The 25004-nt window shown below is 64.2% G+C and carries 23 protein-coding genes, 1 pseudogene and 1 riboswitch; of the genes and pseudogenes, 13 read left to right on the forward strand and 11 right to left on the reverse strand.

Annotated features, from left to right (window positions below; genetic code table 11):
- Positions 1-74 precede the first annotated feature (74 nt).
- Together Q9R14_RS04510 and Q9R14_RS04515 are read left to right on the forward strand one after the other, a co-directional pair.
- Entirely contained in the window at positions 75-1973 is a 1899-nt protein-coding gene (locus Q9R14_RS04510; RefSeq protein WP_156356068.1) for a PPC domain-containing protein, read from the forward strand.
- Positions 1974-2020: 47 nt separating this feature from the next.
- A riboswitch (yybP-ykoY riboswitch) is annotated at positions 2021-2189 on the forward strand.
- Positions 2190-2191: 2 nt separating this feature from the next.
- Positions 2192-2764: a manganese efflux pump MntP family protein gene (locus Q9R14_RS04515; RefSeq protein ID WP_306003636.1), complete on the forward strand. Its 573-nt coding sequence runs from the start codon at positions 2192-2194 to the stop codon at positions 2762-2764.
- Between the two features lie 6 nt (positions 2765-2770).
- On the opposite strand, the gene hutH is transcribed toward Q9R14_RS04515, so the two are convergent.
- From hutH to hutG, 3 genes are read right to left on the reverse strand one after another with little or no spacing between them, the layout of a single operon-like run.
- On the reverse strand, positions 2771-4300 hold the full coding sequence (gene hutH / locus Q9R14_RS04520; protein WP_306003637.1) for a histidine ammonia-lyase: 1530 nt from the start codon (positions 4298-4300) through the stop codon (positions 2771-2773).
- 3 nt (positions 4301-4303) lie between these two features.
- Positions 4304-5968, reverse strand: a complete 1665-nt coding sequence (hutU, locus tag Q9R14_RS04525; RefSeq protein ID WP_306003638.1) for a urocanate hydratase — start codon at positions 5966-5968, stop codon at positions 4304-4306.
- On the reverse strand, positions 5965-6783 hold the full coding sequence (gene hutG / locus Q9R14_RS04530; RefSeq protein ID WP_306003639.1) for an N-formylglutamate deformylase: 819 nt from the start codon (positions 6781-6783) through the stop codon (positions 5965-5967). Before hutG ends, hutU begins: the two co-directional genes overlap by 4 nt.
- A 77-nt stretch (positions 6784-6860) precedes the next feature.
- Here hutG and Q9R14_RS04535 point away from each other — a divergent pair, with 77 nt between their 5' ends.
- The 3 genes from Q9R14_RS04535 to hutI are packed head-to-tail and all read left to right on the forward strand — an operon-like array spanning position 6861 to position 10161.
- Entirely contained in the window at positions 6861-8237 is a 1377-nt protein-coding gene (locus Q9R14_RS04535; RefSeq protein WP_306003640.1) for a formimidoylglutamate deiminase, read from the forward strand.
- Positions 8234-8959 carry a histidine utilization repressor gene (gene hutC, locus Q9R14_RS04540; RefSeq protein WP_306003641.1) on the forward strand — a complete coding sequence of 242 codons (726 nt, stop codon included), beginning with the start codon at positions 8234-8236 and terminating at the stop codon, positions 8957-8959. The genes Q9R14_RS04535 and hutC overlap by 4 nt, the downstream gene beginning before the upstream one ends.
- Positions 8956-10161, forward strand: a complete 1206-nt coding sequence (gene hutI, locus Q9R14_RS04545) for an imidazolonepropionase (RefSeq protein ID WP_306003642.1) — start codon at positions 8956-8958, stop codon at positions 10159-10161. Before hutC ends, hutI begins: the two co-directional genes overlap by 4 nt.
- On the opposite strand, the gene Q9R14_RS04550 is transcribed toward hutI, so the two are convergent.
- Both Q9R14_RS04550 and Q9R14_RS04555 read right to left on the reverse strand, forming a co-directional pair.
- On the reverse strand, positions 10158-10535 hold the full coding sequence (locus Q9R14_RS04550) for a response regulator (RefSeq protein WP_045811250.1): 378 nt from the start codon (positions 10533-10535) through the stop codon (positions 10158-10160). The two genes, hutI and Q9R14_RS04550, sit on opposite strands and share 4 nt — an antisense overlap.
- Complete coding sequence (locus Q9R14_RS04555; RefSeq protein WP_306003643.1) at positions 10535-12028, reverse strand: sensor histidine kinase; 1494 nt, start codon at positions 12026-12028, stop codon at positions 10535-10537. Before Q9R14_RS04555 ends, Q9R14_RS04550 begins: the two co-directional genes overlap by 1 nt.
- A gap of 131 nt (positions 12029-12159) precedes the next feature.
- Here Q9R14_RS04555 and Q9R14_RS04560 point away from each other — a divergent pair, with 131 nt between their 5' ends.
- Positions 12160-13680, forward strand: coding sequence for a carboxylesterase/lipase family protein (locus Q9R14_RS04560; protein ID WP_306003644.1), 1521 nt, complete (start codon positions 12160-12162; stop codon positions 13678-13680).
- A gap of 9 nt (positions 13681-13689) precedes the next feature.
- Here Q9R14_RS04560 and gor read toward each other — a convergent pair whose 3' ends face one another.
- The 4 genes from gor to Q9R14_RS04575 form a co-directional block, all read right to left on the reverse strand.
- A complete protein-coding gene (gor, locus tag Q9R14_RS04565; RefSeq protein WP_306003645.1) occupies positions 13690-15072 on the reverse strand; it encodes a glutathione-disulfide reductase in 1383 nt (460 codons plus the stop codon).
- A 107-nt stretch (positions 15073-15179) separates the two neighbouring features.
- Entirely contained in the window at positions 15180-16691 is a 1512-nt protein-coding gene (locus Q9R14_RS04570; protein WP_306003646.1) for a tryptophan 7-halogenase, read from the reverse strand.
- A 378-nt stretch (positions 16692-17069) separates the two neighbouring features.
- The gene (locus tag Q9R14_RS16365) at positions 17070-17381 is read right to left on the reverse strand and encodes an excalibur calcium-binding domain-containing protein (protein ID WP_165116450.1); all 312 of its coding nucleotides are present in this window, start codon (positions 17379-17381) and stop codon (positions 17070-17072) included.
- A gap of 66 nt (positions 17382-17447) precedes the next feature.
- Entirely contained in the window at positions 17448-17756 is a 309-nt protein-coding gene (locus tag Q9R14_RS04575) for a hypothetical protein (protein WP_165113659.1), read from the reverse strand.
- A gap of 161 nt (positions 17757-17917) precedes the next feature.
- On the opposite strand from Q9R14_RS04575, the gene Q9R14_RS04580 reads away from it, so the two are divergent.
- From Q9R14_RS04580 to Q9R14_RS04610, 7 genes and pseudogenes are all read left to right on the forward strand, one after another.
- Positions 17918-19453 (forward strand): recombinase family protein, encoded by a 1536-nt coding sequence (locus Q9R14_RS04580; protein ID WP_255491279.1) that lies wholly within the window; start codon positions 17918-17920, stop codon positions 19451-19453.
- On the forward strand, positions 19450-20328 hold the full coding sequence (locus Q9R14_RS04585; protein WP_165116454.1) for a plasmid partitioning protein RepB C-terminal domain-containing protein: 879 nt from the start codon (positions 19450-19452) through the stop codon (positions 20326-20328). The genes Q9R14_RS04580 and Q9R14_RS04585 overlap by 4 nt, the downstream gene beginning before the upstream one ends.
- Entirely contained in the window at positions 20328-21218 is an 891-nt protein-coding gene (locus Q9R14_RS04590; RefSeq protein WP_240893505.1) for a plasmid partitioning protein RepB C-terminal domain-containing protein, read from the forward strand. Before Q9R14_RS04585 ends, Q9R14_RS04590 begins: the two co-directional genes overlap by 1 nt.
- Positions 21219-21512: 294 nt before the next feature.
- Positions 21513-21731, forward strand: a complete 219-nt coding sequence (locus tag Q9R14_RS04595) for a hypothetical protein (protein WP_088582792.1) — start codon at positions 21513-21515, stop codon at positions 21729-21731.
- A gap of 64 nt (positions 21732-21795) precedes the next feature.
- Positions 21796-21972, forward strand: a complete 177-nt coding sequence (locus tag Q9R14_RS04600; protein ID WP_306003647.1) for a hypothetical protein — start codon at positions 21796-21798, stop codon at positions 21970-21972.
- A gap of 50 nt (positions 21973-22022) precedes the next feature.
- Positions 22023-22289: an IS3 family transposase gene (locus tag Q9R14_RS04605; protein WP_003170335.1), complete on the forward strand. Its 267-nt coding sequence runs from the start codon at positions 22023-22025 to the stop codon at positions 22287-22289.
- Positions 22274-23209: pseudogene (locus Q9R14_RS04610) on the forward strand (IS3 family transposase); the annotation flags it as partial. The gene Q9R14_RS04605 and the pseudogene Q9R14_RS04610, both read left to right, overlap by 16 nt.
- A gap of 154 nt (positions 23210-23363) precedes the next feature.
- Here the strand turns inward: Q9R14_RS04610 and Q9R14_RS04615 are convergent.
- Both Q9R14_RS04615 and Q9R14_RS04620 read right to left on the reverse strand, forming a co-directional pair.
- Positions 23364-24053, reverse strand: a complete 690-nt coding sequence (locus tag Q9R14_RS04615) for a uracil-DNA glycosylase family protein (RefSeq protein WP_165116460.1) — start codon at positions 24051-24053, stop codon at positions 23364-23366.
- Positions 24054-24057: 4 nt separating this feature from the next.
- Positions 24058-24999, reverse strand: a complete 942-nt coding sequence (locus tag Q9R14_RS04620) for a hypothetical protein (protein ID WP_306003648.1) — start codon at positions 24997-24999, stop codon at positions 24058-24060.
- Positions 25000-25004: the final 5 nt, after the last annotated feature.

Genomic DNA, 25004 nt, shown 5'->3' on the forward strand with positions numbered 1-25004 from the left:
GAAATCAGGATGGCGGCGATTTACAGCCGTCACGGTTCGGCGTCTATGATCCGCAGCCTATGCTGGAGGAATTCATGAACCGTCCGTCGCTCGCCGCCGCTGTCAGCACCCTGGCCCTCTTGTGGGCGGTCGCGCCGGCCGTGGCCCAAGACGCGCAGCCGTTGCGCATCGGGGCCAATGTGAACGGCGCCCTGACGGACGGCGACGCCAAGGCGGCGGATGACGAATATCGCTATGACGACTATCGGTTCGAGGCGCGGGCGGGACAGCGGCTGGAAGCCACGCTGAGATCGGACGCTTTCGACGCCTATCTGGAAGTCTACGCCGACGGCGCAGCGGGCGAGCCGCTGGCGTCCGATGACGACGGACTGGGTGACGGCACCAATGCGCGGCTGCGGTTCACGCCTGAACAGGCGGGGACCTATATTCTGAGGGCCCGGACGCTGAGCGGACTGGACGGCGGCGACTATCGTGTGTCGTTGCAGGAACGCCCGGCGCCGCCGCGTGCGCCGCGACCCGGCGGCATTCGTGTGGGGGCGACCCAGAACGGCGAACTGACGGCTCGCGATCCTGAGCAGGAAGACGGCGGCCGCTATGACGCCTACGCCTTCCGCGCCAACGCCGGCGATCGGTTTGTCGTGACGCTGAACTCCGAGGCCTTCGATCCCCTGGTTCGGGTGGGGCGAATGAACGGTCCCGATTTCGTCGAGATCAGTTCCAACGACGATGCACCCGGCGGCGGGCTGAATTCGCGGCTGACCTTCACGGCGCCGACCGCAGGCGAATATGTGATCCGCGCCACGTCGCTGGAAGACGGGCTGGGTCGCTATGAACTGGGCCTGGCCGAGGCGCCGCCCGCGCCGCCGTCAAAGCCCATCGCGATCGGTGACGAGATCAAGGGTGAGCTGGGCTCGGACAGCGCCACGAACGACGGCGGCCAGCGCGCGGAGACTTATCGCTTCACCGGGACGAACGGCCAGCGCGTCGCCATCGAGATGAAGTCGAGTGACTTCGACGCCTATCTGGCGCTTCGCCGTGCTTCGGACGATACCGTCCTGGCAGAGGACGATGACGGCGCCGGTTCGGGCACCGACGCCCGCATCGCGCGCACCCTGGACGCCGACGGCGACTACATCATCGAGGCGCGCGGATTCAGCGACGAGGCCGAGGGCGACTATACGCTGAAGCTGACCGAAACCGCGCCGCCGCCGCCGCCGACCACGGCGACTTTGGGTCAAACCGTGGAGGGCGAGATCACCGACGAGGACCCCCAAGGCGACGATGGCAAACGCTATGACGCCTATGTCTTTGCTGGAACGGAAGGCCAGCGCGTTCAGGCGATCCTGCGGTCCGGCGACTTCGACGCCTATCTGGAGATCGGCAAGGCCGACGGTGAGTTCGAGGCGCTGGCCAGCGATGACGACGGCCTGGCCGAGGGCACGGATTCGCGGCTGAACTTCACCCTGCCGTCGGACGGTAGTTATGTGGTCCGCGCCATGCCGCTGGATGCGGAAAGCAAGGGCCTCTATTCACTGGAGCTGCTGGATCGCGGGCCAGAGCCCAAGCCCGGCAGTCTGCTGATCGGGTCGACCGTGCGCGGAACCCTGTCGAACAGCGCCGCGCTCAGCGACGAAGGCGCCTTTTTCGACGCCTACCGCTTCCAGGCCAAGAAGGACGAGAAGCTGCGTCTGACGATGGTGTCGAACGCCTTCGACTCCTTCATCGACCTGGGCAAGCAGGATGAGGACGGCGATTTCACCAGCCTGGCCACCGACGACGACAGCCTGTCCGACGCGCACGCCAAGCTGGATTGGACCGCGCCGGATGACGGCTGGTACGTCGTGCGCGCTCGCGCCTACGGGCCCAATCAGATGGGCGCCTATGCCCTGACGGTCGAGCGCCAACCGGCCGGCGCATCGACCTCGGCGCGCGATGATGCGCCCGTCGTCATGGCGCCCAAGTCGGGCACCTGATCGACCTGTGAGGTTGCCAAGCGCAGGAAGCGGCGTGTAGAGAGCCGCCTCCTGTTGGGGAGTAGCTTCCGGCGTTCGTCGTCGGGATCGCGTCAACATACTCGCGCTTCGGCGCGTGGCGCGATCAGCGGAACCACCGCCTAGCGAGACCAGCGTGTCCTGACGCCGCGACCGGCCGGTGCAGGACCGCTGTCACGCGTCCGGTCGAGTTCTGTTTCATGACCCCAGGCGCCATCGCCATTCTCTCGCTCAGCATGTCCACGGACGCCTTTGCAGCCGCCGTCGGACGCGGGGCGTCGCATCGACCCGCCGTCAAGGACGCCGTAAAGGCCGGATTGGTCTTCGGCGTCATCGAGGCGATCACGCCCCTGATCGGCTGGGGATTGGGCATCATCGCCGCCGGCCTGGTCGAAAAGGTGGATCACTGGATCGCCTTCACCCTGCTGCTGATCGTCGGCGGCAAGATGATCTGGGAAGGCGTTCAACCGCGGGGCACGGACGAGGATGAGGCGCCGCGCCGGTCCGGCCCCTGGGCGCTGGTTGCGACGGCGGTCGGAACCAGCATCGACGCCGCGGCCGTGGGCGTGGGGCTGGCCTTCATCGGTGCCAATATCTGGGTGATCGCCGCCTCGATCGGTTTCACCACCTTTATCCTGACTACGATCGGCATGCTGATCGGCAAGGCCGTGGGCACGCGCTTCGGCAAGACGGCCGAGATCATCGGCGGCATCGCCCTGATCGGTCTGGGCACCGCCATCCTGCTGGAACACCTGGGTGTTCTCGGCGGCTGAGCCGGATCAGGCCGAGGGCAGCAGGTCCGCCGCGAAGGTTCGGTAACGACCCGCGCGTACGGCGTCGGTCGCGCGAGCGATGTCCGGGGCGAAATAGTGGTCGCTAGCATAGGGAGCGGCGGCTTCTCGCACGATGGCGAAGACCTGTTCCAGCGCCGGCGAGCTGGTGAGCGGCCGATGGAATTCCAGCCCCTGCGCCGCCGCCAGAAGCTCGATGCCGACCACCGTCGCCGTGTTCTCGGCCATATCCAGCAAACGGCGGGCGCCGTGGGTGGCCATGCTCACGTGATCTTCCTGATTGGCGCTGGTCGGCACGGTGTCCACGCTGCATGGATGTGCGACCATTCGATTCTCGGCGATCAGGGCGGCGGCCGTCACCTGGGCGATCATGAAGCCGGAGTTCAGACCGCTTTCCTTGACCAGGAAGGCCGGCAGTTCGCTCATCTTGGGATCGACCAGGATCGAGGTGCGGCGTTCGGAGATATTGCCGATCTCGCAAAGCGCCATGGCGATCTGATCGGCAGCGAAAGCAACGGGTTCGGCGTGGAAGTTGCCGCCCGAAATGACGTCGCCATCCTCGATGAAGACCAGCGGATTGTCGGTCACGGCGTTGGCCTCGCGCGCCAGCGCAGCGGCGGCGCTGGTCAGCACATCGAGGACTGCGCCCATGACCTGGGGCTGACAGCGCAGGGAGTAGGGGTCCTGGACCTTTGAGCAGTCGTCGCGGTGACTGTCGCGGATGGCGGAGCCCGCCATCAGCGCGCGCAGGCGCGCGGCGACAGCGATTTGGCCGGGCTGGCCGCGCAGGGCGTGTATGCGATGATCGAATGGCGTGTCGGACCCCTTCAAGGCATCGACCGACAGAGCCCCGGCGGCGATGCCTGCCGCGAACACCGCCTCCGCCGCGAACAAGCCGGCCAGGGCCAGGGCCGTCGAACACTGGGTGCCGTTTAGCAGGGCCAGGCCTTCCTTCGGGCCCAGCGTCAGAGGCGTCAGGCCAGCCTTCGCCAGAGCCACTTCGGCCTCCAGGGTCTCGCCGTTCAGCCGCGCCTCGCCCACGCCGATCAGGACGCAGGACATATGGGCCAGGGGCGCCAGGTCGCCCGATGCGCCGACCGATCCCTTGGACGGAATGCAGGGCAAGATGTCCGCATTAACCAGGGCGATCAGGGCCTCCAGCGTTTCGCGCCGAACACCCGAGGCGCCGCGCGACAGACTGGCGATCTTCAGCACCATCAAAAGACGGGTCACCGCATCCGGCAGCAGTGGGCCGACCCCGCAGGCGTGGCTGAGAACCAGATTACGCTGCAGCGTCTCCAGATCTTCCGGCGCGATGGAGGTGTTGGCCAGCAGGCCGAAGCCCGTGTTGACGCCATAGACGGTGCGCCCCTCGGCGACGATGGCGGCGATGGTCGCTGCGCCCCTGTCCACATCGGCCCAGGCGGCTGGCGTCAATGAGACGGTAGCAGGGCCCTCCAGCACCGCACGAAGCTGCGCCAGGGTGAGAGGCGATTGGCCGAGGGTGATCGCGGTCATGGCTCAGGCCTTCAGGCTCGAAAGGTTCAGTTCGTGCTCGCGCGCGGCCGCGCGGGCGATCTCATAGCCGGCGTCGGCGTGACGCATGACGCCCGTGGCGGGATCGTTCCACAACACCCGCTCAAGCCGTTGGGCGGCCTCCGGCGTCCCGTCCGCGACGATGACGACGCCTGAGTGCTGGGAATAGCCCATGCCGACGCCGCCACCGTGGTGCAGCGACACCCAACTGGCGCCAGAGGCCGTGTTCAGCAGGGCGTTCAGCAGAGGCCAGTCGGAGACGGCGTCCGATCCGTCCACCATGGCCTCGGTCTCGCGGTTCGGGCTGGCGACCGAGCCGCTGTCCAGATGATCGCGGCCGATGACGATCGGCCCCGACAGTTCGCCCGACGCCACCATGTCGTTGAACATCAGGCCGGCGCGGTGGCGATCACCCAATCCGATCCAGCAGATGCGGGCAGGAAGTCCCTGAAAAGCAATGCGCTCGCCGGCCATGTCGAGCCAGCGACGCAGGCCCGCATTGTCGGGGAACAGTCGCTTCATCGCCGCGTCCGTCTTTCTGATATCTTCCGGATCGCCGGTCAGGGCCGCCCAGCGGAACGGACCGATGCCCCGACAGAATAGCGGGCGGATGTAGGCGGGCACGAAGCCGGGGACGTCGAAAGCATTCGTCACGCCCGCGTCGAAGGCGACCTGACGGATGTTGTTGCCGTAGTCGGTGGTCGGCACGCCCATCGCCTGGAAGTCCAGCATGGCCTTCACATGAGCGACGATGGAGGTGCGCGCGGCGGCGGCGACGCTGTTCGGATCACTGACGCGCTTGTCTTCCCACTCCGCGACCGTCCAACCCGAGGGGAGATAGCCGTTGATCAGGTCGTGCGCGCTGGTCTGGTCGGTGACCAGATCGGGCCGCACACCGCGCCGAACCATCTCAGGCAACAGATCGGCTGCATTGCCCAACAGGCCGATCGACAAGGGTTTCTTGTCGCGGAACGATTGCTCCAGCAGCGCCAAGGCCTCGTCCAGAGTTTCGGCCATGACATCGACGTAGCGTGTCCGCAGTCGGAACTCGATGCGGCTGCGTTGGCATTCTATCGTGATGCAGGATGCGCCCGCCATGGTCGCGGCGAGAGGCTGTGCCCCGCCCATGCCGCCCAGGCCCGCGGTCAGGATCCACTTCCCCGACCAGTCGCCGCCATAGTGCTGGCGGCCCGCCTCCATGAAGGTCTCATAGGTGCCTTGGACGATGCCCTGAGTGCCGATGTAGATCCACGACCCGGCGGTCATCTGGCCGTACATGGCCAGGCCCTTGCGATCCAGTTCGTTGAAATGCTCCCAGGTCGCCCAGTTCGGCACCAGATTGGAGTTGGCGATCAGCACGCGCGGGGCGTCGGCGTGGGTGCGGAAGACGCCGACCGGCTTACCGGATTGCACCAGCAGGGTCTCGTCGGCCTCCAGCGTTTGCAGGGTTTCCACGATCCTGTCGAAGGCCACCCAATCCCGCGCCGCCTTGCCGATGCCGCCATAGACGACGAGGTCCTGGGGGCGCTCGGCCACCTCGGGATCCAAGTTGTTCATCAGCATGCGCATGGCCGCCTCGGCGGCCCAGGTCTTGGCGGTCTTTTCGGGTCCGCGCGGGCTGCGGACGATCCGGGCGTTGGGCGTGTTCATCGTTGGCTCTCGGCGAAGGCGATGCAGGCGGTCAGGACGCGGCGCAGATGGCCGCGCATCGGCTCGGCGCGGTCCGGTTCATAGGGGCTGGGCCAGTTGTCGGGCGACACCGGGCCGGTGGGATCAAGGATGTAGCCCCGGTCCGCCAGCTCCATCTGGATGGCGTGAAGGCCTGCGTCAGTTTGGCCGTAATGGCGCGTGGTCCAGCCGCCCTTGAAGCGGCCGTTGATGACGACGCTGTCGCCGCTGACCGCACAGGCTTTTTCGACAGCCTGCGTCAGCTCACCGGCGCAGGTGGCGCCGTCGTTGTCACCGATGTTGAACTGAGGCAGTTCGCCCTCGAACAGGCGCGGCACGACAGACCGGATCGAATGGGCGTCGTAGAGGACGACCGGACCTCGGCTGCGCAGTCGATCCAACTGGTCCTGCAGGGCGGCGTGATACGTGTCAAACCAGACCGTGCGTCGCTCGCCGATTTCGGCCGCGTCGGGCTCCTGGCCTGCGCGATATAACGGCTCTCCGTCGAAGGTTTCTGTCGGGCACAGGCCGGTCGTGGTCATGCCGGGGTAGAGAGAGACGCCCGACGGATCGCGATTCACGTCGATGACGCTGCGAGACACGCCCGTTCGCACCAAGGTGGCGCCCATATCGATCGCGAAGTCGTACAACCGATCCACCCACCAGTCCGCGTCCTTGCGGGCCAGCCAGGATGAAGTCATCCGCGCCTCGATGGCGGCCGGAATGTCGGTGCCTGTGTGCGGCAGGCCGATCACCATCGGCGCCGAACCTTCGTGGATGGTCAGCCAGTCCTGCATCCGTTCGGCCTCCCTCGCCAAATCGATCCATCGTGGTATGTCTAGACATATTGATCGGAACGACACGGACCTGTCCAGTGACCCTTCAGCCGCAGCCTGTGGATCGCACCCTCTGGTTCGAAGCGGCCCTATTGCCGGACGGCTGGGCGCGCGACGTCCGCATCGGCATCGCGGGCGGGCGGATTGTCAGCCTGGAAACCGGCGTGGCGCGTAGCCCGGCGGACTTAGGGGGCGGTGTTGCCTTGCCGGGCGTCGCCAATGTCCACAGCCACGCCTTTCAGCGCGCCATGGCGGGCCTGACCGAGGCGCGGGGGCCTTCGGACGACGACTTCTGGACGTGGCGCGAGCTGATGTACCGCTTCCTGGATCGGGGCGGGCCGGAAGAGATCGAGGCCATCACCGCCCTGGCCTTCATGGAAATGCTGGAGGGCGGCTTCACCCGCGTCGCCGAGTTCCATTATCTGCACAACGACCCGTCGGGAGTGGTCTATTCGGACCGGGCCGAGATCGCCGCGCGGATCGTGACGGCGGCGCAGGCGACGGGCATCGCCCTGACCCTGCTGCCGGTCTTCTACGCCCATGCCGGGTTTGGGGGACAGCCGTCGGCGCATGGACAGCGGCGCTTCATCAACGACCTGGACGGTTTCGCCGATCTGGTCACGCGATGCCGGGCCCTGGCCGCCGATCTGCCCGACGCCGTGGTCGGGGGTGCGCCGCACAGCCTGCGCGCCGTCAGCCCTGATGAACTGACGGCCATACCTGCGCTGGCGGGCGACGGTCCGATCCATATCCATGTCGCCGAACAGACCAAGGAGGTCGCGGACTGCCTAGCTTGGTCTGGCGCGCGGCCGGTCGAATGGCTCCTGGCCAACGCGCCGGTCGATTCTCGCTGGTGCCTGATCCACTCCACCCATGTGACTGAAGCCGAGTGGCGCGGCGTCGTGGCGCGCGGCGCCGTCGTCGGCCTGTGCCCGATCACGGAGGCTAATCTGGGCGACGGCGTCTTCCCGGCGGTCGATTTCACGCGCGCCGGCGGGCGGTTCGGCATCGGAACCGATTCCAACGTGCAGATCGGCGTCGCAGAGGAACTGCAAATGCTGGAATACAGTCAGCGGCTGGCGCTTCGCGGTCGCGCGGTGATGGCGGACTCTGAACGCTCGACTGGCCGCGCCTTGTTCGATCGCGCGCTGGCTGGCGGCGTCCAGGCGACGGGCGCGGCGTCGGGTCTGAGCGTCGGGGCGTCGGCGGACATCGTGTCGCTGGATACGAGCGGCGTCGCCTTTGGGGGACGGTCGGGCGATGCGGTGCTCGACAGTTGGATCTTCGGCGCGCCGACGGGCTCGATCCGTTCGGTGTGGCGCGCGGGGCGGGAGGTCGTGAAAGACGGCCGCCACATCGCGCGGGACGGCATAGAGGCGCGCTATCGCAAGGCCTTGTCGGCGGTGCTGGGGTGAGCCTACATCGCCGCATCTATGCTGATCTGGAAGGGCTTATCCTGTCCGGCGAGCTATCGCCCGGGGATCGCATTCCGTTCGAGCATGAGCTAACCGAACGCTACGGCTGTTCACGCATGACGGTGTCCAAGGCCATTTCGGAACTGGCGGGGCGGGGGCTGGTGACGCGCCGACGTCGCGCCGGCACCTTCGTCGCCCAGCCCAAGGCCCACGCCGCCGTCCTGGCTATTCCCGACCTGCGGGCAGAGGTGATCGAGCGCGGGCAGGCTTACGGCTACGTCCTGCTGGAGCGGATCGAACGCGAGCCAGATGGTGAGGACGAAATCGAACTGGCGTCGGGTGGTCTTCTGCTGGATCTGACCTGTCTGCACAGCGCCGACGGCGCAGCCCTGGCCTTGGAACATCGGCTGATTGCGCTCGGCGCCGCGCCTCAAGCCATAGACGTGGACTTTCATGTGATTCCACCGGGAAGCTGGCTGCTGGACTCGGCGCCCTGGACCGAGGCTGAGAACCGCATTTCAGCGATCGCGGCGGACGCCCGCGCTGCCCGCCTACTGGAACTCAAGCCGGGCGCCGCCTGTCTATGCGTCGAGCGGCGGACATGGCGGGACGGGCAGGGGGTGACGCGGGTGTGGCAGACCTTCCCCGGCGACCGCTACGATTTGGTGGCGCGCTTCTCGTCAGCCCATTCACCCGTCTTGGCAAAGGAGCCTCGCCGATGAAAGCCGACCGTCTGCTGATCGACTGCCATGTCGCCACCATGGTCAAGGGACCGGTCCCTTATGGCGCGATTCAGAACGCCGCCTTGGTTGTCGCCGATGGCCGCATCGCCTGGGTGGGACCGCGCGCTGACCTGCCGGCCGTAGAGGCGGCTGAAACCCAGGGGCTGGACGGGCGTTGGATCACGCCTGGCCTGATCGATTGCCACACCCACCTCGTGTTCGGCGGAGACCGTGCGGCCGAGTTCGAACAGCGGCTGGGCGGCGCGACCTATGAGGAGATCGCGCGGGCCGGCGGCGGCATCGTCTCGTCCGTGAGGGCCACGCGCGCCGCGTCGGAGGATGACCTGTTCGCCTCCGCCATGACGCGGTTAGCGGGGCTGAAGGCCACCGGGGTCACCACCGTCGAGATCAAGTCCGGCTATGGTCTGGACCTTGAGACCGAGCTGAAGATGCTGCGGGTTGCGCGTCGGATCGGGCGCGAGGGCGGGGTGCGTGTCCGCACCAGCTATCTGGGCCTGCATGCCGTGCCGCCTGAATATCGCGACGACAGGGCGGCCTATGTTGATTTGGCCATCGAAGACATCCTGCCCGCCGCCCATGCCGAAGGTCTGATCGATGCGGTCGACGCCTATTGCGAGCCCATCGCCTTCTCGACCGCAGAAGTGTCGCGCCTGTTCGACAAGGCGCGCGCGCTGGGGCTACCGGTCAAACTGCACGCTGATCAATTGTCGAACGGCGGCGGTGCGGCGCTGGCGGCGCGTTACGAAGCCCTGTCCGCCGATCACATCGAACATGCGACCGAGCAAGGCGTCGCCGCCATGGCCGCAGCCGGCGTGGTCGCCGTCTTGTTGCCCGGCGCCTATTTGATGCTGCGCGAGACCCAGCCGCCGCCCATCGATCTCTTGCGCCGCCACGGCGTTCGGATGGCCGTCGCCACCGACTGCAACCCCGGCACCTCGCCCGTCGCTTCCATGACCGCCGCGCTGAACCTCGCCTGCGTTCAGTTCCGTCTGACGCCGGAAGAGGCCCTGGCCGGCGCGACCCGAGAGGCTGCGCGGGCGCTTGGCTTTTCAGACGAAGTCGGAATTCTGGAAATCGGCAAGGCCGCTGACTTGGCCATCTGGGACATCTCAGGGCCAGCTGAACTTGGTTATTGGCTCGGCAAGCCGCTGCTTCATAAAAGATTTTGCTTAGTAAACTAAGCCTCGGCGACGCCCATGGCCTTCATTAGGGCGTCGCGGATGGCGGCTTCGGTGAAAGGCTTCTGGATCGTGGGTTGGCCGCGCCATTCGTCGGGCAAACCGCCTTCGCCGTAGCCGGTCGAAAAAACGAACGGCACGCCGCGTTCCTTCAGCGCCTCGGCGACGGGAAAGACCTGACGACCGGCGACGTTCACGTCCAGCAGGGCGGCGTCGAGATTGTCCGTCTCTCGAGCCAGTTTTTGGCCGTCGTCCACATTGGAGGCGGGACCGATCGGCACGCATTCCATGTCTTCCAGAATGGTTTCCAGAAGCATGGCTACGAGAGATTCGTCCTCGACCACGAGGACACGGCGGCCGGTCAGGGGTTGAGTCATTATGCGGCCGTCCTGTCCAGTGGAACCGTCAGTTCCGCGATCAATCCATCGGGGGCGTAGACCAGATCGATCTCGCCCGCCAGATCATGTCGAATGTTTCGTTCAATCAAACGGCTACCGAAGCCTCTTCTGTCCGGAACCGTAACTTGGGGGCCGCCAATTTCGCGCCAGCTCAGCTTCAGTTTCCGGTCACGCTGATCCGCCACGCCCCAGTCGATGAGGATGCGACCGTCCGGGGCATGAAGCGCGCCATATTTGGCGGCGTTCGTCGCAAGCTCATGAAAGATCATGCCCAAAGACAGGACGACGGCCGGCTCCAGCGCCACCGGCGGTCCATTCAGGCTTATGCGGGTCGGCCCGTAAGCTTCAGTTTCATGTTCCAGGATGGCGCGCAGGTCGGCGCCCTCCCAATGGCTTTGCGTCAGCAAATTGTGGGTGTGCGACAGCGCCATGATCCGCGACTGGAAGGTCTCGGCGAAGCTGGCCGGGTCGGTGTTGGAACGGGCCGTCTGGATCGCGATGGATTGGACCGTGGCGAGGGTGTTCTTCACGCGGTGATTCAATTCGTCGATCATCAGCTTCTGACGCTGGGCGGCCAGGACGTTTTCAGTGATGTCGTGGCCCTGAACGAAGATGCCCACGACCGCGCCCGCGTCGTCTCGGATCGGTTGATAGATGAAGTTGAGATAGACGGTTTCGAGCAGCCCGTCGGGCTTGCGCTGCAGTTGGGCCGCGCTTTCGCGGCCTTCATAGGGTTCGCCTGTGGCGAAGACGCTATCGAGAAACTCGTAGAAGCCTTGGCCTTCCAGTTCCGGCAGAGCCTGCCTGACGGGCTTTCCGGCGATATCCCTGTGGCCGATGAGCTGGCTGTAGGCGTCGTTATGCATCTGGAACCGGTGATCCGGCCCGGACAGGATGGCGACGAAGCCGGGCGCCTGCATGAACATTTCAACGAGACGATTGCGCTCTGTCTCGAGGCGACGATTGTCCTCCTGCACCGACTGGGCGCGACGCAGGACCGAGCCGCCGACGATGGCGTCCAGCGCGGTGGTCGGCTCATCCGGGCGGATGACGGGCGCCAGGTCTGTCACATCCGTGGTGTGCTGAAGCAGCATGACCACTTCGCCGTCGGCGTTCAGGATGGGCGTATGGGTGGCGCTCCACAGACGTTCCTCAAAACCCTCGGTGCCGTCAGCTAGCACTCGAGGCATCGAAAAGCGCACCACGGCGAGATGATCGCGTTGTCGTGTGTCTCGCGCCTTTTCAAGCGAGGCGCGGACCTGTCGAACATTCTCAGGGGCATCAGATCCGGGGCCGGAGTCAAAGGCGGCAAAGAGAGGCTGACCCAGCACATCACTGCGCTTGGCTCCGGTTACATCCATATAGGCCTGGTTAACCTCGGCGATGCGCAGGTCAGGCGTGATCAACACGTACGGGTTGGGCGAAGCCTCAAAGGCCGCGCCCAGATCGACGGTCAGGTCGCTTGATTTCACTGTTTCGTTCAACGCCTACCCCGCACAGCTTGGCGATAACGCACCACATCGAAATCGGTTCTCTGGTCGCGTGTCGTGAACTGTGATCGCAAGTTTATTGGCGGGCCGCCGGAATTTGCTAATCAGCGCGCATGACAATCGCCGGCGTTTTCGCCACCCTCTCGCTCATGATGGCGCCCGCAGCCGACCAGCCCACCGTCCGCATTTCGCAGGGCGTCCTGAACGGACGCGCGGATGCCGATGTGGCGGCGTTTAAGAACATTCCCTACGCCGCGCCGCCGACGGCCGAGCGGCGTTGGCGACCGCCCGGTCCCGCGCCGACCTGGCAGGGCCAGCGGGACGCCTCGGCCTATGGTCCGCTGTGCATCCAGGCGCCCCCGAACGGCGACCCCGGCGTCGGTCCCCTGCCGATGAGCGAGGATTGCCTGAACCTGAACGTCTGGCGGCCCATCAGCGCGGCTCAGCCCGCGCCGGTCATGGTCTGGATCCACGGCGGCGGGCTGGTGAATGGGTCGGGAACCGCGCCGCTGTATGACGGAACGAACCTGGCCAAGCGCGGCATGGTCGTGGTGACGCTGAACTATCGACTGGGGCGGCTGGGCTTCTTCGACCATCCGGCGCTGGCGGCCGAGCGGCCGGCGGGGGAGGCGGCGGGCAACTACGGTCTGATGGACGTGACGGCCGCGCTGAAATGGGTGCGGGCCAATATCGCCGCCTTTGGCGGCGACCCCAAGAACGTGACCATCTTCGGTGAATCGGCGGGCGGGGCGATCGTCACGCGGCTGATGATCTCGCCGCCGGCGCGTGGTCTGTTCGACCGGGCGATCGTTCAATCCGGCCTGGGCCGGGAGTTGCAGACGCCACTGGACCGCAAAGGCGCCTATGGCGCGCCTTCAGCGCGGGAGCGCGGCGAGGTCTGGGCCTATGGCGCGGGATTGCGAACGGCGGCGGATCTGCGTGCGGCGCCGGCCGATCTGTTCCTGACGCCGCCGCCGGTCTTCGCCAACGGCGACCTGACGCTGATCGACGGGCGTGTCGTGCCGTCCACGGTGGAGGCGGCGTTCAAGGCGGGGCGGCAAGCGCCAGTGCCCTTCATCATCGGCAGCAACAGCGCTGAGTTCTGGTGGATGCGGCCGACGGATCGCAACGGCTATGGTCAGATCGACGACGACATGACCTGGCTCGAGCGCGCCGACGCCGTTCAGGCCTATGGCGGGCTGGAGGCGTTCGACAAGCTGGCGATCACGGATCTGGTGTTTTCAGAGCCGGCCCGGATGCTGGCGCGGCTGCATGCCAAGGCGGGCCATCCGGCCTGGCTGTATCGGTTCGATATCTCGTCGCCGCAGAACCCGGAGCCGCATGGCGGCGCGACCCATGCGATCGAGCGGCCCTATGTTTTCGGCACCTTGAGCACCCTGCCGTATCCGGTCGAGGATCGGGACCGGAAGGCGTCGGAGGCCATGATGGGCTATTGGACCGCCTTCGCGCGCTCGGGCGATCCGAACGGCGTTGGGCGGCCCCGCTGGCCCACGACGACGCTGAGGGACACCCGGCTGATGAACTTCGTCAATCCGGGACCGACCGTGACGCCCGTGCCGTTCAGCGCCCGGCTGGACCTGTTGGAACGGTTCCGCGAGCGGCCGAGGCCCTGAGCGCAAGCGTCAGCCGGCGGAGGTCGCGCCCGACTGCTTCTCCTTCAGCGTGACCAGCTCTTCGGCCATGGTGGGGTGAACGGCGCAGGTGGCGTCCCACTGCGCCTTGGTCAGGCCAGCCTTCACCGCGATGGCGGCCAGCTGGATCATCTCCGGGCTGTCGGGTCCGACGATGTGAACGCCGACCACGCGCTGGCTGTCTGCATCGACCACCAGCTTCATCAGCACCCGCTCGTCCGAGCCGGTGAAGGCGTATTTCATCGGCCGGAACCGGGTGACGTAGACATCGACGCCGTTCGAGCAGGAGCGGCGGGCCTCCGCCTCGCTGAGGCCCACGACCCCGACCGGCGGCTGGCTGAAGACGGCGGTGGCCACGGCCTCGTAGTCGAAGTGCTGGGGATTGTCGCGATAGACAGTCTGATGGAAGGCGACGGCCTCGCGGATGGCGACGGGCGTCAGGTTCATCCGATCGGTGACGTCGCCGATGGCCCAGATGTTGTCTGCCGTCGTCCTTGAATAGGGATCGACCTTGATGGCGCCCGCTTCATTCAGCTCCACGCCTGCGCTCTCCAGGCCCAAATCCTTGACGTAAGGGATGCGGCCGGTGGCGAACATGACCACGTCCGTCTCCAGCTTCATCCCGTTTTCGAGGTGATTGACCAGGCCGGCATCGGTCTTCTCGATCTTCTCGTGCTGGCAGCCCAGAATGACCTTGATGCCGCGCTTTTCGATCTCTCCGGCCAGGTGTGCACGCACATCGTCGTCGAAGCCGCGCAGGATGTTGGGGCCGCGATAGATCAGGGTCGTCTCGACGCCCAGGCCCGCGAAGATGCCGGCGAACTCCACCGCGATATAGCCGCCGCCCGCGATCAGGATGCGCTTGGGCAGTTCCGGAAGGTGGAAGGCTTCTTCGGACGTAATGGCGTGCTCGATCCCCGGCAGTTCGTCCGGCTTCCAGGGGCGGCCGCCCGTGGCGATCAGGATTTTCTCGGCGGTGATGGTGCGATCCTTGCCGACAATCTCGACCGTGTGGGCGTCTTTCAGGACCGCCCGCCCGTGGACCAGTTCGACCCCGGCCTTGCCCAGGTTGGCGGCGTAGATGCCGGACAGGCGCGCGATCTCGACGTCCTTGGCTTCAAGGAAGGTGGGCCAGTCGAAGCTGGCGTTGTCGAACGACCAGCCGTAGCCCTCGGCGATCTCGAGCGCGTGGCTGACCTCGGAGGCCATGACCATGAACTTCTTGGGCACGCAGCCACGGATGACGCAGGTGCCGCCGACCCGATATTCCTCGGCGACCGCGACCTTCTTGCCATCCAGCGCCGTCAGCCGCGCCGCCCGCACCCCGCCCGAACCGGCGCCGATGACGAAAAGGTCGTAGTCGTAGTCGGCCATAGGTCGGATTCCGTTCAGCGGCAGGCATCGGCATTTAAGCCGCGCCGCGCGAAATCCAAGAGCCCAACGGTCTGTCCAGACCTAATCAGATCGTCGCGTCGAGTGGTTCAGTTGATCGGCGGCGCCTTGCAGTTGGCGGCGATGAAGGCCTCGTGGGTCGGCATTCGCGCCACGCCCTGCTGGATCATCGCCTTCATCTTCTGCAACCATTGCTGGACCTGCTCCAGAGGAATGGTCTCCGTGATCGGATCGTGCCGCTCGGGAATGACGCCCTGACCGAGCAGAACGGCGATCCAGCTCGTCTCCTGAAACAGCTCGTCCTCGTAGCGGAAGATGCGGCCCCGGCTGCGGAACTGATCCATCTTCTGCTTTAGCGTCTCGGGAATCGGCATGGTCCGCACGTGGCGCCACAGAGGCGAGTCATCGCGCGCCGTGGCGTGATAGTGCAAGATGATGAAGTCGCGGATGCGCTCGGTCTCCAGCCGCATCATGCGGTTGTAGTTGTCGATATCGGCCTGGGCGAAGCCGGTGTCGGGGAAGTGCAGCAGCAGTTTGGATATGCCCGACTGCACCAGATGGATGCTGGTCGACTCCAGCGGTTCCAGGAAGCCTGACGCCAGGCCCAGGGCCAGACAGTTCTTGTTCCAGGTCTTCTTGCGGCGACCGGTGGTGAAGCGCAGGAAGTTGGGTTCCGCCATCGCCTCGCCGTCCAGCGAGGCCCGCAGCTTGGCCTGGGCCTCGTCGTCCGAGATGAAGGGACTGCAATAGACATAGCCGTTGCCGGTGCGGTGCTGCAGCGGAATGCGCCAGCGCCACCCCGCTTCAAGGGCCGTCGATTGGGTATAGGGCGTCGGATCGCCGACCCGGGTGCAGGGCATGGCCACAGCACGATCCGCTGGCAGCCAGTGGGTCCAATCCTCGTAGCCCGTCTTCAGCGCCCCTTCGATCAGCAGGCCGCGGAAGCCCGAACAGTCGATGAAGAAGTCCGCCTCCAGCTCGCGTCGGTCGTCCAACCGCACCGACTGAATGAAGCCGTCGCCGTCGCGCAGGCGCACGTCGGCGATCTTGCCCTCATGACGCACGACGCCTTGCGACTCGGCGCGTTGGCGGAGGAACCTGGCGTACAGGCCGGCGTCGAAATGGAAGGAGGAGGTCATCTGCGAGCCGGCGCCGCGCGGGTCGGTGTCAGGCCGGGTGAACCGGCCCATGCGCGCCGCCATCGTCGTGACGGAATAGGCGTCCAGGTCGTCGTCCAGGCCCGCCTTGTTCAGCCTCAGCCAATATTGGTGGAAGGAGGCGGCGTCGATGCGCGTGCCATAGGTTCCGAACGGATGGAAATAGCTCTGGCCCTTCTGGAACCAGTCGTTGAACTGGATGCCTAGCTTGTAGGTGGCCTGGGTGGCGCGAATGAATACGTTCTCGTCGATGCCCAGCAACTGGTTGAACAGCAGGATCGGCGGAATGGTGGCCTCGCCGACGCCGACCGTTCCGATGACCTCGGATTCGACCAGTTCGATTTTCACCGTGCCGCGCGTGACGTGCGCCAGCGCGGCGGCGGCCATCCAGCCGGCCGTGCCGCCCCCGACGATCAGAATACGCTTCAGTGGGGCAGGGATCATTGGGCGTAACTGGTGAAGATGCGAAGTGATCGGGCCAGGGCGGCGCCTTGTGCGATCAGTCGCGCGAACTGGCCGAGTTGTCGATCCTCGTTTTATCAGGCCTCGAAACCAATGCTCGGGACTGCAAACTAGCCCGCCAAAATGCGTGACGGTTGAGTGCCTGTTTCTTTGAGAAGCGACGATGGTGGGTGATCACAGGTTCGAACTGTGGACCCGCTGATTAAGAGACGCTGTAAGTACATTGAAATGAAAGAAGAAAGCCTCCAAACAGGATCAAGCTGATACGAGCAAATTCAATGGGTTACAGCGGGTTTTCCAAATGGAATTCGCGTTGCTGCCGGTTTGATAACTCATTGAAACCATTCAGTTTGGTCATGCTCATTCGCAGCCGACGCCGTCACCATCTCGATCTAAGTGCCGTCCATAACCGGGATCGCCCCTACGCACGGGAGCCGCACCTGCCGCACGGGCCGCAGTGCAGTTCGCAAACGCGCCGCTAGACGGGGGAGACGACCTCAAGCCCCGTGGACGAGAGGGCGACGAAGAGCCTCCGCCCGCACGATGGCAGTGGTAACCGCCTCGCTTGCGATCGTTGTGGCACCCCTCTGCGTTCAGTCCGCCGGAATGCGCAGCTACAGCTATCGGTACCGCCGAGGCCGCAATGATGACGAACGCAATAATGAACTTCATGTCGGTGCCCCGTGCCAGGGCTTCATAGCTCGCAACTTTTGCGCGCGTCCAGCTCGCGTGGTTCGGTCACCGGCTAGGAAAAGCTTCGTCGAGACTATCGATTGCCATTTGAAGCGAAGCTTTAAGGCGCATCAGCGCCACGGCAGGTAGGAGCTGATCTCGTCGCGAAGCTCGTAGCACCGCTGATAAAACGGCGTCTGAGTGCTGGATCAGGCGCACCAGATTTTCGCCGCTGGGCCCGTTACGGCCATCAAACCAGTTTCGCACAGCACGTTCATTTGCATTGGTGATGAGGCCGACCGCCTTGCGCGCAGAGGGACTCTCGCCCCATTCCTCGCGAAGTGCTCCAGCAATCATCTGCGGGAAGGCCTGCATCGACGCCTCCTGATGGAGAAGTTTTCCGATTTTGGGCTGAAGTTTTCAGACCATCTTTTGAAACGACATCCGGTCGGACTGCCGCTACCGCTCGATTCTCACCGCCATTCGGACGGGTGTAACTGGCGTGCATTATGGACCCAATGGGCGTTCAGCACGAGATGGGGGCCGCGAAATCAGTGCGGGCGGCTCAGTACGTCCGTATGTCGACGGAGCACCAAAAGTACTCAACCGAAAACCAGTCTGAGGCGATCGCGGCCTACGCGGCTCGACGTGGGTTTGATGTCGTTCGGACCTACACAGACGCGGGAAAGAGCGGACTGAGGCTTGATGGGCGAGCGGCTTTACAGGAGCTGATCGCCGACGTTCGCAACGGCGCTCCGGGATTTGAGGCTATCCTCGTTTATGATGTGAGCCGTTGGGGTCGTTTCCAGGATGCTGACGAGAGCGCTTATTACGAGTTCATCTGCCGTGAGGCTGGGCTGTCGGTGCATTACTGTGCTGAGCAGTTTGAGAACGACGGGAGCCTAAGCGCGACAATCATAAAGAGCATGAAGCGCGCGATGGCGGGGGAGTATAGTCGCGAGCTCTCGGCCAAGGTCTTTGCTGGTCAGTGTCGCCTCATCACGCTGGGTTTTCGGCAAGGTGGCGCGGCTGGATATGGTCTGCGTCGGCAACTGGTTGATGAGCATTTGTCGCCGAAAGGTCTGCTTGAGCGAGGCGAGCAAAAGAGCATTCAAACCGATCGTGTGGTGCTCACCCCCGGGCCGCCCGAGGAAGTCGAAGTCGTTCGACGTCTCTATCGGATGTTCGTCGTTCAGCGTCGCTCAGAAAGCGAAATTGCTACGGTGCTGAACGGGGAGGGCCGGCTTACGGATTTGGGACGTCCCTGGACCCGCGGCACGGTCCACCAGGTTCTTACGAACGAAAAGTACATCGGCAACAATGTGTACAATCGCTCTTCCTTCAAGTTGAAGGCAAAGCGCGTGGTGAACGATCCAGACAACTGGGTGCGTCGCGACGGTGCGTTCGAAGGGATCGTTGAACCGGACTTTTTCGAGGCTGCACAGCGCATCATCCAGGCCAGGTGCGTGCGATACAGTGACGAAGAGCTGCTGGCTCGGTTGTCTGACCTGCTGGCGAAAAAGGGATGGCTATCGGGGCTCGTGATCGACGAAGTCGATGACATGCCGTCAAGCTCGGCATTTCGCCACCGGTTCGGGAGCCTCGTTCGTGCTTACCAACTGATCGGCTATTCGCCAGCTCGCGACTATCGCTACATCGAAATCAATCAGGCTCTCCGGGCGATACATCCGGATGTCGTCGCCCAGGTCGTTGGTGGAATCGAGCGGGGCGGAGCGGTTGTTTCAGAAGACCCGTGCAACGGACTGCTGACCATCAATGACGAGTTCACTGCATCGGTCGTGATCGTACGCTGCCTAGAAACGCCGGCGGGCGGATTGCGGTGGAAAATTCGGCTAGATCAGGGTCTGCGCCCCGACATCACCATCGCAGTGCGGATGGAGGTCGGGAACGCTGAAATCCGCGACTACTACCTGCTCCCCTGGTTCGAGTGTGGCGCGGATCCAAGCATGAGGTTGGCGCCCGACAATGGCGTGCTGCTGGACTCGTTTCGCTTCGACACACTCGACGCGTTCTTCGATCTCACGCAGCGGGTGGAGGTCCATGCAGCATGACCGACGTCGCTGAAATTCGTCTCATCCCGGTCAATGACATCACGGTGCTGAACCCTCGCGCTCGAAACAAGAGAGTGTTTCAAGAGCTGGTGACCAGCATCGAGCATCTCGGGCTGAAAAAGCCGATCACCGTCAGTCAGCGGCCCGGTCGATCGCGATACGATCTGGTCTGCGGTCAAGGGCGGCTAGAGGCGTTCATCGCGCTTGGGCAAGAGCAGATCCCGGCGGTGTTGATCGATGCCGCCGAGGAAGACTGTTTTGTGATGAGCTTGGTCGAAAACCTCGCTCGTCGACAGCACACACCGCTCGAGCTGGTTCGAGCCATCGGATCGCTTCGAGAGCGTGGGTACAGCCATAGCGAAATCGCTGCGAAGGTTGACTACAGTACGGAATATGTTGGGGCGATCTGCCATCTTTTGGAGAACGGCGAAGAAAAACTGATCTCAGCGGTCGAGCGCGGCGTGATCCCTCACACTGTCGCTATGGAGATCGCGCATTCCAAGGAAGGGGAGGTGCAGCGTGCTCTGGCTCAGGCCTTCGAAGAAAAGGCCATTCCGGGCAATCAGGTTTTGGCCATTCGCCACATTATCGAGCAACGCAGCACAAGCGGCAAAGGGATCCACAATCGCAATCGTGGCGTCCGCAATCAAAAACCGATCACGGCCGACACGCTTGTTCGGTCGCTACAACGCGAGACGGAACGTCGCGAGACCTTTGTCAGACGGGCCTCTCTGACGCGCACGCGTCTCGTTTTTGTCGTCAACGCACTGAAGCATCTGCTTGCCGATGATCATTTCGCTGCGCTTATGCGCGCTGAAGGGATCACCAATCTTCCGTCCGCGCTCGCGGCGCGCGTCGGTTTGGAGCATCCGTGATGGCCTCCGTCAAAATCGCCTTCCAGCAACGCGTTCGATCTATCTCTTTCGACCGCATTCTGCCCTCCAAGATGCTGTCGGCGGCGGTCACCGAAAGCGCAAAGTACAAGCGCATCGCCGCATCGATCTTAGAAGTGGGTTTGGTCGAGCCGCTGATCCTCGCCCAAGCCCGGTCAGGCGATGCCTTCACTCTTCTCGACGGCCACGTGCGATTGGCCGTGTTGAAGGAGCAGGGCGCAGTGGAAGCGCGATGCATCGTCGCTAAGGACGATGAGGCCTTTACCTACAACAAGCGCGTCAATCGGCTTCAACCGATTCAAGAGCACTACATGATTGTTCGCGCCATTGAGCGAGGGGTATCCGAAGCCAAACTCGCGCGGGCGCTCAATGTCGATGTCGGCTCAATTCGAGCCAGACGTCACATGCTCAACGGGATTCATGACGACGTCGCTGAGCTGCTCAAGGACAAGCCCGTCGGCATCAATGCCTTTCAGAAGCTGCGCAAGATGAAAGCTATGCGTCAGCTCGAAGTTGCGGAGCTGATGATCTCGGCAAACAACTACAGCGCCACATATGCGAGGGCGCTTCTGGTCACGACCAAACCCGCCGATCTCGTGAAGCCCGAAGCGAAGGCGATACGCGGCGTCAGCCCGGAACAGATCGAGCGGCTTGAGCGGGAGCTCGCTGCGGTGTCTGAAGACTTTCACGAGTTGGAGACAGCGTTTGGCGACGACACGCTGCTGCTGGTCATCGCGGCAGGCTTTTTGGAGCGGTTGCTCACCAAACGGTCGATCGAAACCTTTCTCGCAAACTCGCATCGCGAGATGCTGGAGACCTTCCGATCCGTTGTCGCAGCAACCTCGTTAGACCCTCCCGCCCAAGCGGCTTGAGCACGCCTAAGGGGACCGGGACCCTTCAAGCGCCGGGACCACCGGAGAAGCCGTCGGCGGAGGCGGATCAAGGGTGGTGGCGGGGATGACGGCGATCCCGTTCGGAGCCCGCTAGGATGGGCGTCATCTGCCCATCTAGGGTCGGTCCGGCGGGACGACCCGCCGTTGGGATCGTGCGCCAAGCTCGACGACCGCTGCGCTCGACTAAGATCGATTTGGCGTCTCAGTGTGCATTCAAAAAACCGCACTGATCGCGGAAACCAATATGATGAGACTGGATCGAGGGGGACCAGGATGACGCAACTCGCTGGCGGATGGACGCTCGAAAAGCTCGAGGCCAAGACACCTGAAGAGCGCTTCAATGTGTGGTCGAACGCGCGGGCCAAGGGTACACTCGAGGCGGACGAGCTCGCGCAGTTTATCGAGAGGTCTGGGTTGAACTATGCGCCGACCGGCGGCATCAGCATGTCTGATCTTCGCGTGCTCGAGATGCGCCGTCATCGAGTCACCTGAGGGACAGGCAGCCTGTCTGAAGGCCACAGCCGACGGGTTGCCGGCACTCGCTGGGGTCGAGCCGATGATCGTTGAGCGGATGGGCAGCAGGTACGGTCAGATCAGCATGACGACAGTCACAGCAGGCTCGATCGTCGGCGAGCTCATGCTGAGCAAGGGCTTTAAAATCGGAAGTCAGAAGAAGATGCCCGAAGTGTCGGTGGCGCAGACTGCGGCGTTCTGGGTGGTGACGTGCCCCTGAGAATTTCCTCCACGCGGAGCTAGAGTCCGGCCCTTGAAAGGACGGACGGAATGAAACGAGCGAGATTCACGGAAGAGCAGATCATCGGGATCCTGCGGGAGAACGAGGCCGGCGCCAAAGCGGGCGAGCTGGCGCGCAAGCACGGCGTGTCGGAGGGCACGATCTACGCCTGGAAGGCCAAGTTCGGCGGGATGAGCGTGTCGGACGCCCAGCGCCTCCGGGCCCTGGAAGACGAGAACGGAAAGCTGAAGCGCCTGCTGGCCGACGCCATGCTCGACAAAGCCGCGTTGAACGATCTGCTGTCAAAAAAGTGGTAGGGCCCGCGGCGCTGCGCCAGGCCGTCGCCCATCTGAAGGCGGCGTTCGGCGTCAGCGAGCGACGGGCCTGCTCCATCATCAAGGCGGACCGTAAGTCGGTGCGCTATCGCTCCTGCCGACAGCCGGACACGGCGCTGCGGGAGCGGCTGCGCGCCCTGGCTGTCGAGCGGCGACGGTTCGGCTATCGGCGGCTGTTCGTGCTGCTGCGGCGTGAGGGAGAACCCTCGGGCAAGAACCGGATCTACCGGCTCTATCGCGAGGAAGGCCTGACGGTGCGCAAGCGCCGCTCACGTCGTCGCGCCATGGGCACGCGCGCGCCGATCCTGGTCGAGGCCAGGCCGAACGCCCGCTGGTCGCTGGACTTTGTGCACGACCAGTTCGCCACGGGCCGCCGCTTCCGCATTCTCAACGTGGTCGACGACGTCACCCGCGAGTGCCTGGCGGCGATCCCCGACACCTCGATCTCGGGACGCCGCGTCGCGCGAGAGCTGACAGCGCTGATCGCTCGGCGGGGCCGTCCCGCCATGATCGTCAGCGACAACGGCACGGAGTTCACGTCCACCGCCATCCTGGCCTGGGCGCAGGATCATGGCGTCGACTGGCACTACATCGCGCCGGGCAAGCCGACCCAGAACGGGTTTGTGGAATCCTTCAACGGCCGGATGCGCGACGAACTGCTCAACGAGAGCCTGTTCTTCAGCCTGGATCACGCCCGCCAGAAGGTCGCCGCCTGGGCGCTGGACTACAACACCCGCCGGCCGCACTCGTCGATCGGCTACCTCACCCCGGAGGCTTTTGCCGCCAGTCTGACCGCAACAGGCCGACCCGCTGCGCAGGATGAAAGCTGCGCGGCCCGGCCTGTTGCTCACCCCACGCTGCGAGGCGTAACTAACCCAAGGACTCTGGTCGCCGCTGGATGAAAACTCAGGGGCACGTCAGTGGCGCGGTAAGTTCGCAGCGCAGAGGGCTCAACAGAGCTGAGTTTAGATCGCGACAAACGCAGGGGGGCGGAAGCCGCGTTCTCGTCGCTTAGGGACGATAGCACAAAGACACTGACGCGTGTCGCGCTCGGACCTACGCCAACCCGCTCAATCGCTTTCCTGCAGCCAAACAAGCTTCGACCTCCGAGCGGTCCGCCGTGGTCATCAGTTTGAAACGGCTAAGGTGAGGCAGGGCAAGCACCACGCGACCATCGGGCGCTTGATAGAGTTCGGCGAACTGCCGATTCCAGCCGACGTTCAAACGTCGCGGCGTGCCGGCTTCCAAGATCGCGGCGAGCTCTCGACCTGCCTGCTTACCGAGCGAGATCCAAAGCCTGATCGTCGGCGACTTCTTCGCGACCTCTTGCCACAACGGTCTCACCGCTGCGAGGGCGACGCCAGGGGTTGGCAGCTTGGACCAGCTCCGGCTCCTAAATGGAACAAGCTGAGCGGCGAATACGTCCCTGCTGTCGACCTCAAGCGTTTCGAGCATTCGAACGATCTGCTGCTGAAGCGGATTGTGTGAGTCCGCGGGCCCCCACTTTTGGTCGGTGTAGGCCATGCCGCCCTTAGGCCAGTCCCAATCGGCTTGCTGCGTTTGCGTGTCGCTATCTTCGCGATCCGCACCCGGGTTGAGACCGATGATGCCGACTTTGGCAGTGCTCAAGCGGTCCTCTCGGCAGTACATAAATGTCCAGCCCATCGCGGTCTCAGGCGCGTCTTTAAAGTGGTTGGCGTAAAGCTCAGCGATGGCGGCTTTCGAGAAGGGCGTGTTGGAGCTCATGAACCTAATTCGCGATCTGGTCAGAGAGGACCGGAGAGATATGGGCCGGTAGATTGGTTAGCGCGGATTGCAACAGCACGAGCGCGTCGGGCGCAAGCGTTGCATTGCGTCGACCGGCGGCCTCGGTGATCTCCCAACCGAGATTGGAGACACGCTCCATCTCAACCACGCCAACCTCGCCGAGTTGGTAATAGTAGGAGAACCCCATCCTGACTTGGCTGACGCGACTCCCGAGACAGTTTCGGAACAGGCGTCCAGCGACCTCCATTTTCGCCTCCGTATCGAGCGGCGTGAGGTGTTCGTTGCCGGGCCAAGGCGGCGACGGCAATGGCAGGCCAGCGTACGTGTCGCCGTCGGCTTCAGAAATGACCGACGCGACGAAGTCACGCTCGAAAACAGCAGCTGCAGCGGTGTCTAACTGACCTAAGCGATCCAAGCGCCATTGCTGTCTGCGCAGCAAGATCGCGGTGACGCGCCGATTGCTTTTGAGGCGTTGCACCTTCTTGGGCGAGCAGGCGTGGTCAGGTATTGCGGCGAGCAAATCGATCACGCGCTCGTCGATCGCGTCGAGATGTCGAAGGACCTTCGCTGGTCCGCGACCAGCCTCCAACACGTCCGCGAGCTTGAGGTATGAGCTCGTGCACTTCAGAGCCTTCCAGCCCAGTCGCTTCAGAGCGCGCTCGAAACCTGCCGCCTGCTTGAATCCCGACAGCGCGATCAGCGATCTTAACGAGGATGCTCTGAACCGTTCGCGCCAAAGATCGACGTCGGTCGGACAATCCACGCGATCAGCACGCGCAGACATTTGGGCCCAGATTGCGCACCAAAGTTGTCGTCGCTCAGCTGAGATCAACGCGAGCTCAGCTTCGGCACGACCACCGAAGAATGCGACCGCCCAACCCTCGCAGGGACCTGCGATCGCCGACAACAGACTGCGCTCCATCATGTCGG

Source organism: Brevundimonas sp. C43 (assembly GCF_030732185.1).
GTDB classification, from domain to species: domain Bacteria; phylum Pseudomonadota; class Alphaproteobacteria; order Caulobacterales; family Caulobacteraceae; genus Brevundimonas; species Brevundimonas diminuta_C.

Coding starts and splice junctions, on each gene's coding strand:
- Q9R14_RS04580 (WP_255491279.1), top strand. CDS start 17,918: ATGGGGGCCGCGAAATCAGTGCGGGCGGCTCAGTACGTCCGTATGTCG.
- Q9R14_RS04615 (WP_165116460.1), bottom strand. CDS start 24,053: ATGAGCTCCAACACGCCCTTCTCGAAAGCCGCCATCGCTGAGCTTTAC.
- Q9R14_RS04570 (WP_306003646.1), bottom strand. CDS start 16,691: ATGATCCCTGCCCCACTGAAGCGTATTCTGATCGTCGGGGGCGGCACG.
- hutI (WP_306003642.1), top strand. CDS start 8,956: ATGAAAGCCGACCGTCTGCTGATCGACTGCCATGTCGCCACCATGGTC.
- gor (WP_306003645.1), bottom strand. CDS start 15,072: ATGGCCGACTACGACTACGACCTTTTCGTCATCGGCGCCGGTTCGGGC.
- Q9R14_RS04515 (WP_306003636.1), top strand. CDS start 2,192: ATGACCCCAGGCGCCATCGCCATTCTCTCGCTCAGCATGTCCACGGAC.
- Q9R14_RS04575 (WP_165113659.1), bottom strand. CDS start 17,756: ATGCAGGCCTTCCCGCAGATGATTGCTGGAGCACTTCGCGAGGAATGG.
- hutG (WP_306003639.1), bottom strand. CDS start 6,783: ATGCAGGACTGGCTGACCATCCACGAAGGTTCGGCGCCGATGGTGATC.
- Q9R14_RS04585 (WP_165116454.1), top strand. CDS start 19,450: ATGACCGACGTCGCTGAAATTCGTCTCATCCCGGTCAATGACATCACG.
- Q9R14_RS04560 (WP_306003644.1), top strand. CDS start 12,160: ATGACAATCGCCGGCGTTTTCGCCACCCTCTCGCTCATGATGGCGCCC.
- hutU (WP_306003638.1), bottom strand. CDS start 5,968: ATGAACACGCCCAACGCCCGGATCGTCCGCAGCCCGCGCGGACCCGAA.
- Q9R14_RS04605 (WP_003170335.1), top strand. CDS start 22,023: ATGAAACGAGCGAGATTCACGGAAGAGCAGATCATCGGGATCCTGCGG.
- Q9R14_RS04600 (WP_306003647.1), top strand. CDS start 21,796: ATGATCGTTGAGCGGATGGGCAGCAGGTACGGTCAGATCAGCATGACG.
- Q9R14_RS04590 (WP_240893505.1), top strand. CDS start 20,328: ATGGCCTCCGTCAAAATCGCCTTCCAGCAACGCGTTCGATCTATCTCT.
- Q9R14_RS04595 (WP_088582792.1), top strand. CDS start 21,513: ATGACGCAACTCGCTGGCGGATGGACGCTCGAAAAGCTCGAGGCCAAG.
- Q9R14_RS16365 (WP_165116450.1), bottom strand. CDS start 17,381: ATGAAGTTCATTATTGCGTTCGTCATCATTGCGGCCTCGGCGGTACCG.
- Q9R14_RS04620 (WP_306003648.1), bottom strand. CDS start 24,999: ATGATGGAGCGCAGTCTGTTGTCGGCGATCGCAGGTCCCTGCGAGGGT.
- Q9R14_RS04510 (WP_156356068.1), top strand. CDS start 75: ATGAACCGTCCGTCGCTCGCCGCCGCTGTCAGCACCCTGGCCCTCTTG.
- Q9R14_RS04550 (WP_045811250.1), bottom strand. CDS start 10,535: ATGACTCAACCCCTGACCGGCCGCCGTGTCCTCGTGGTCGAGGACGAA.
- hutH (WP_306003637.1), bottom strand. CDS start 4,300: ATGACCGCGATCACCCTCGGCCAATCGCCTCTCACCCTGGCGCAGCTT.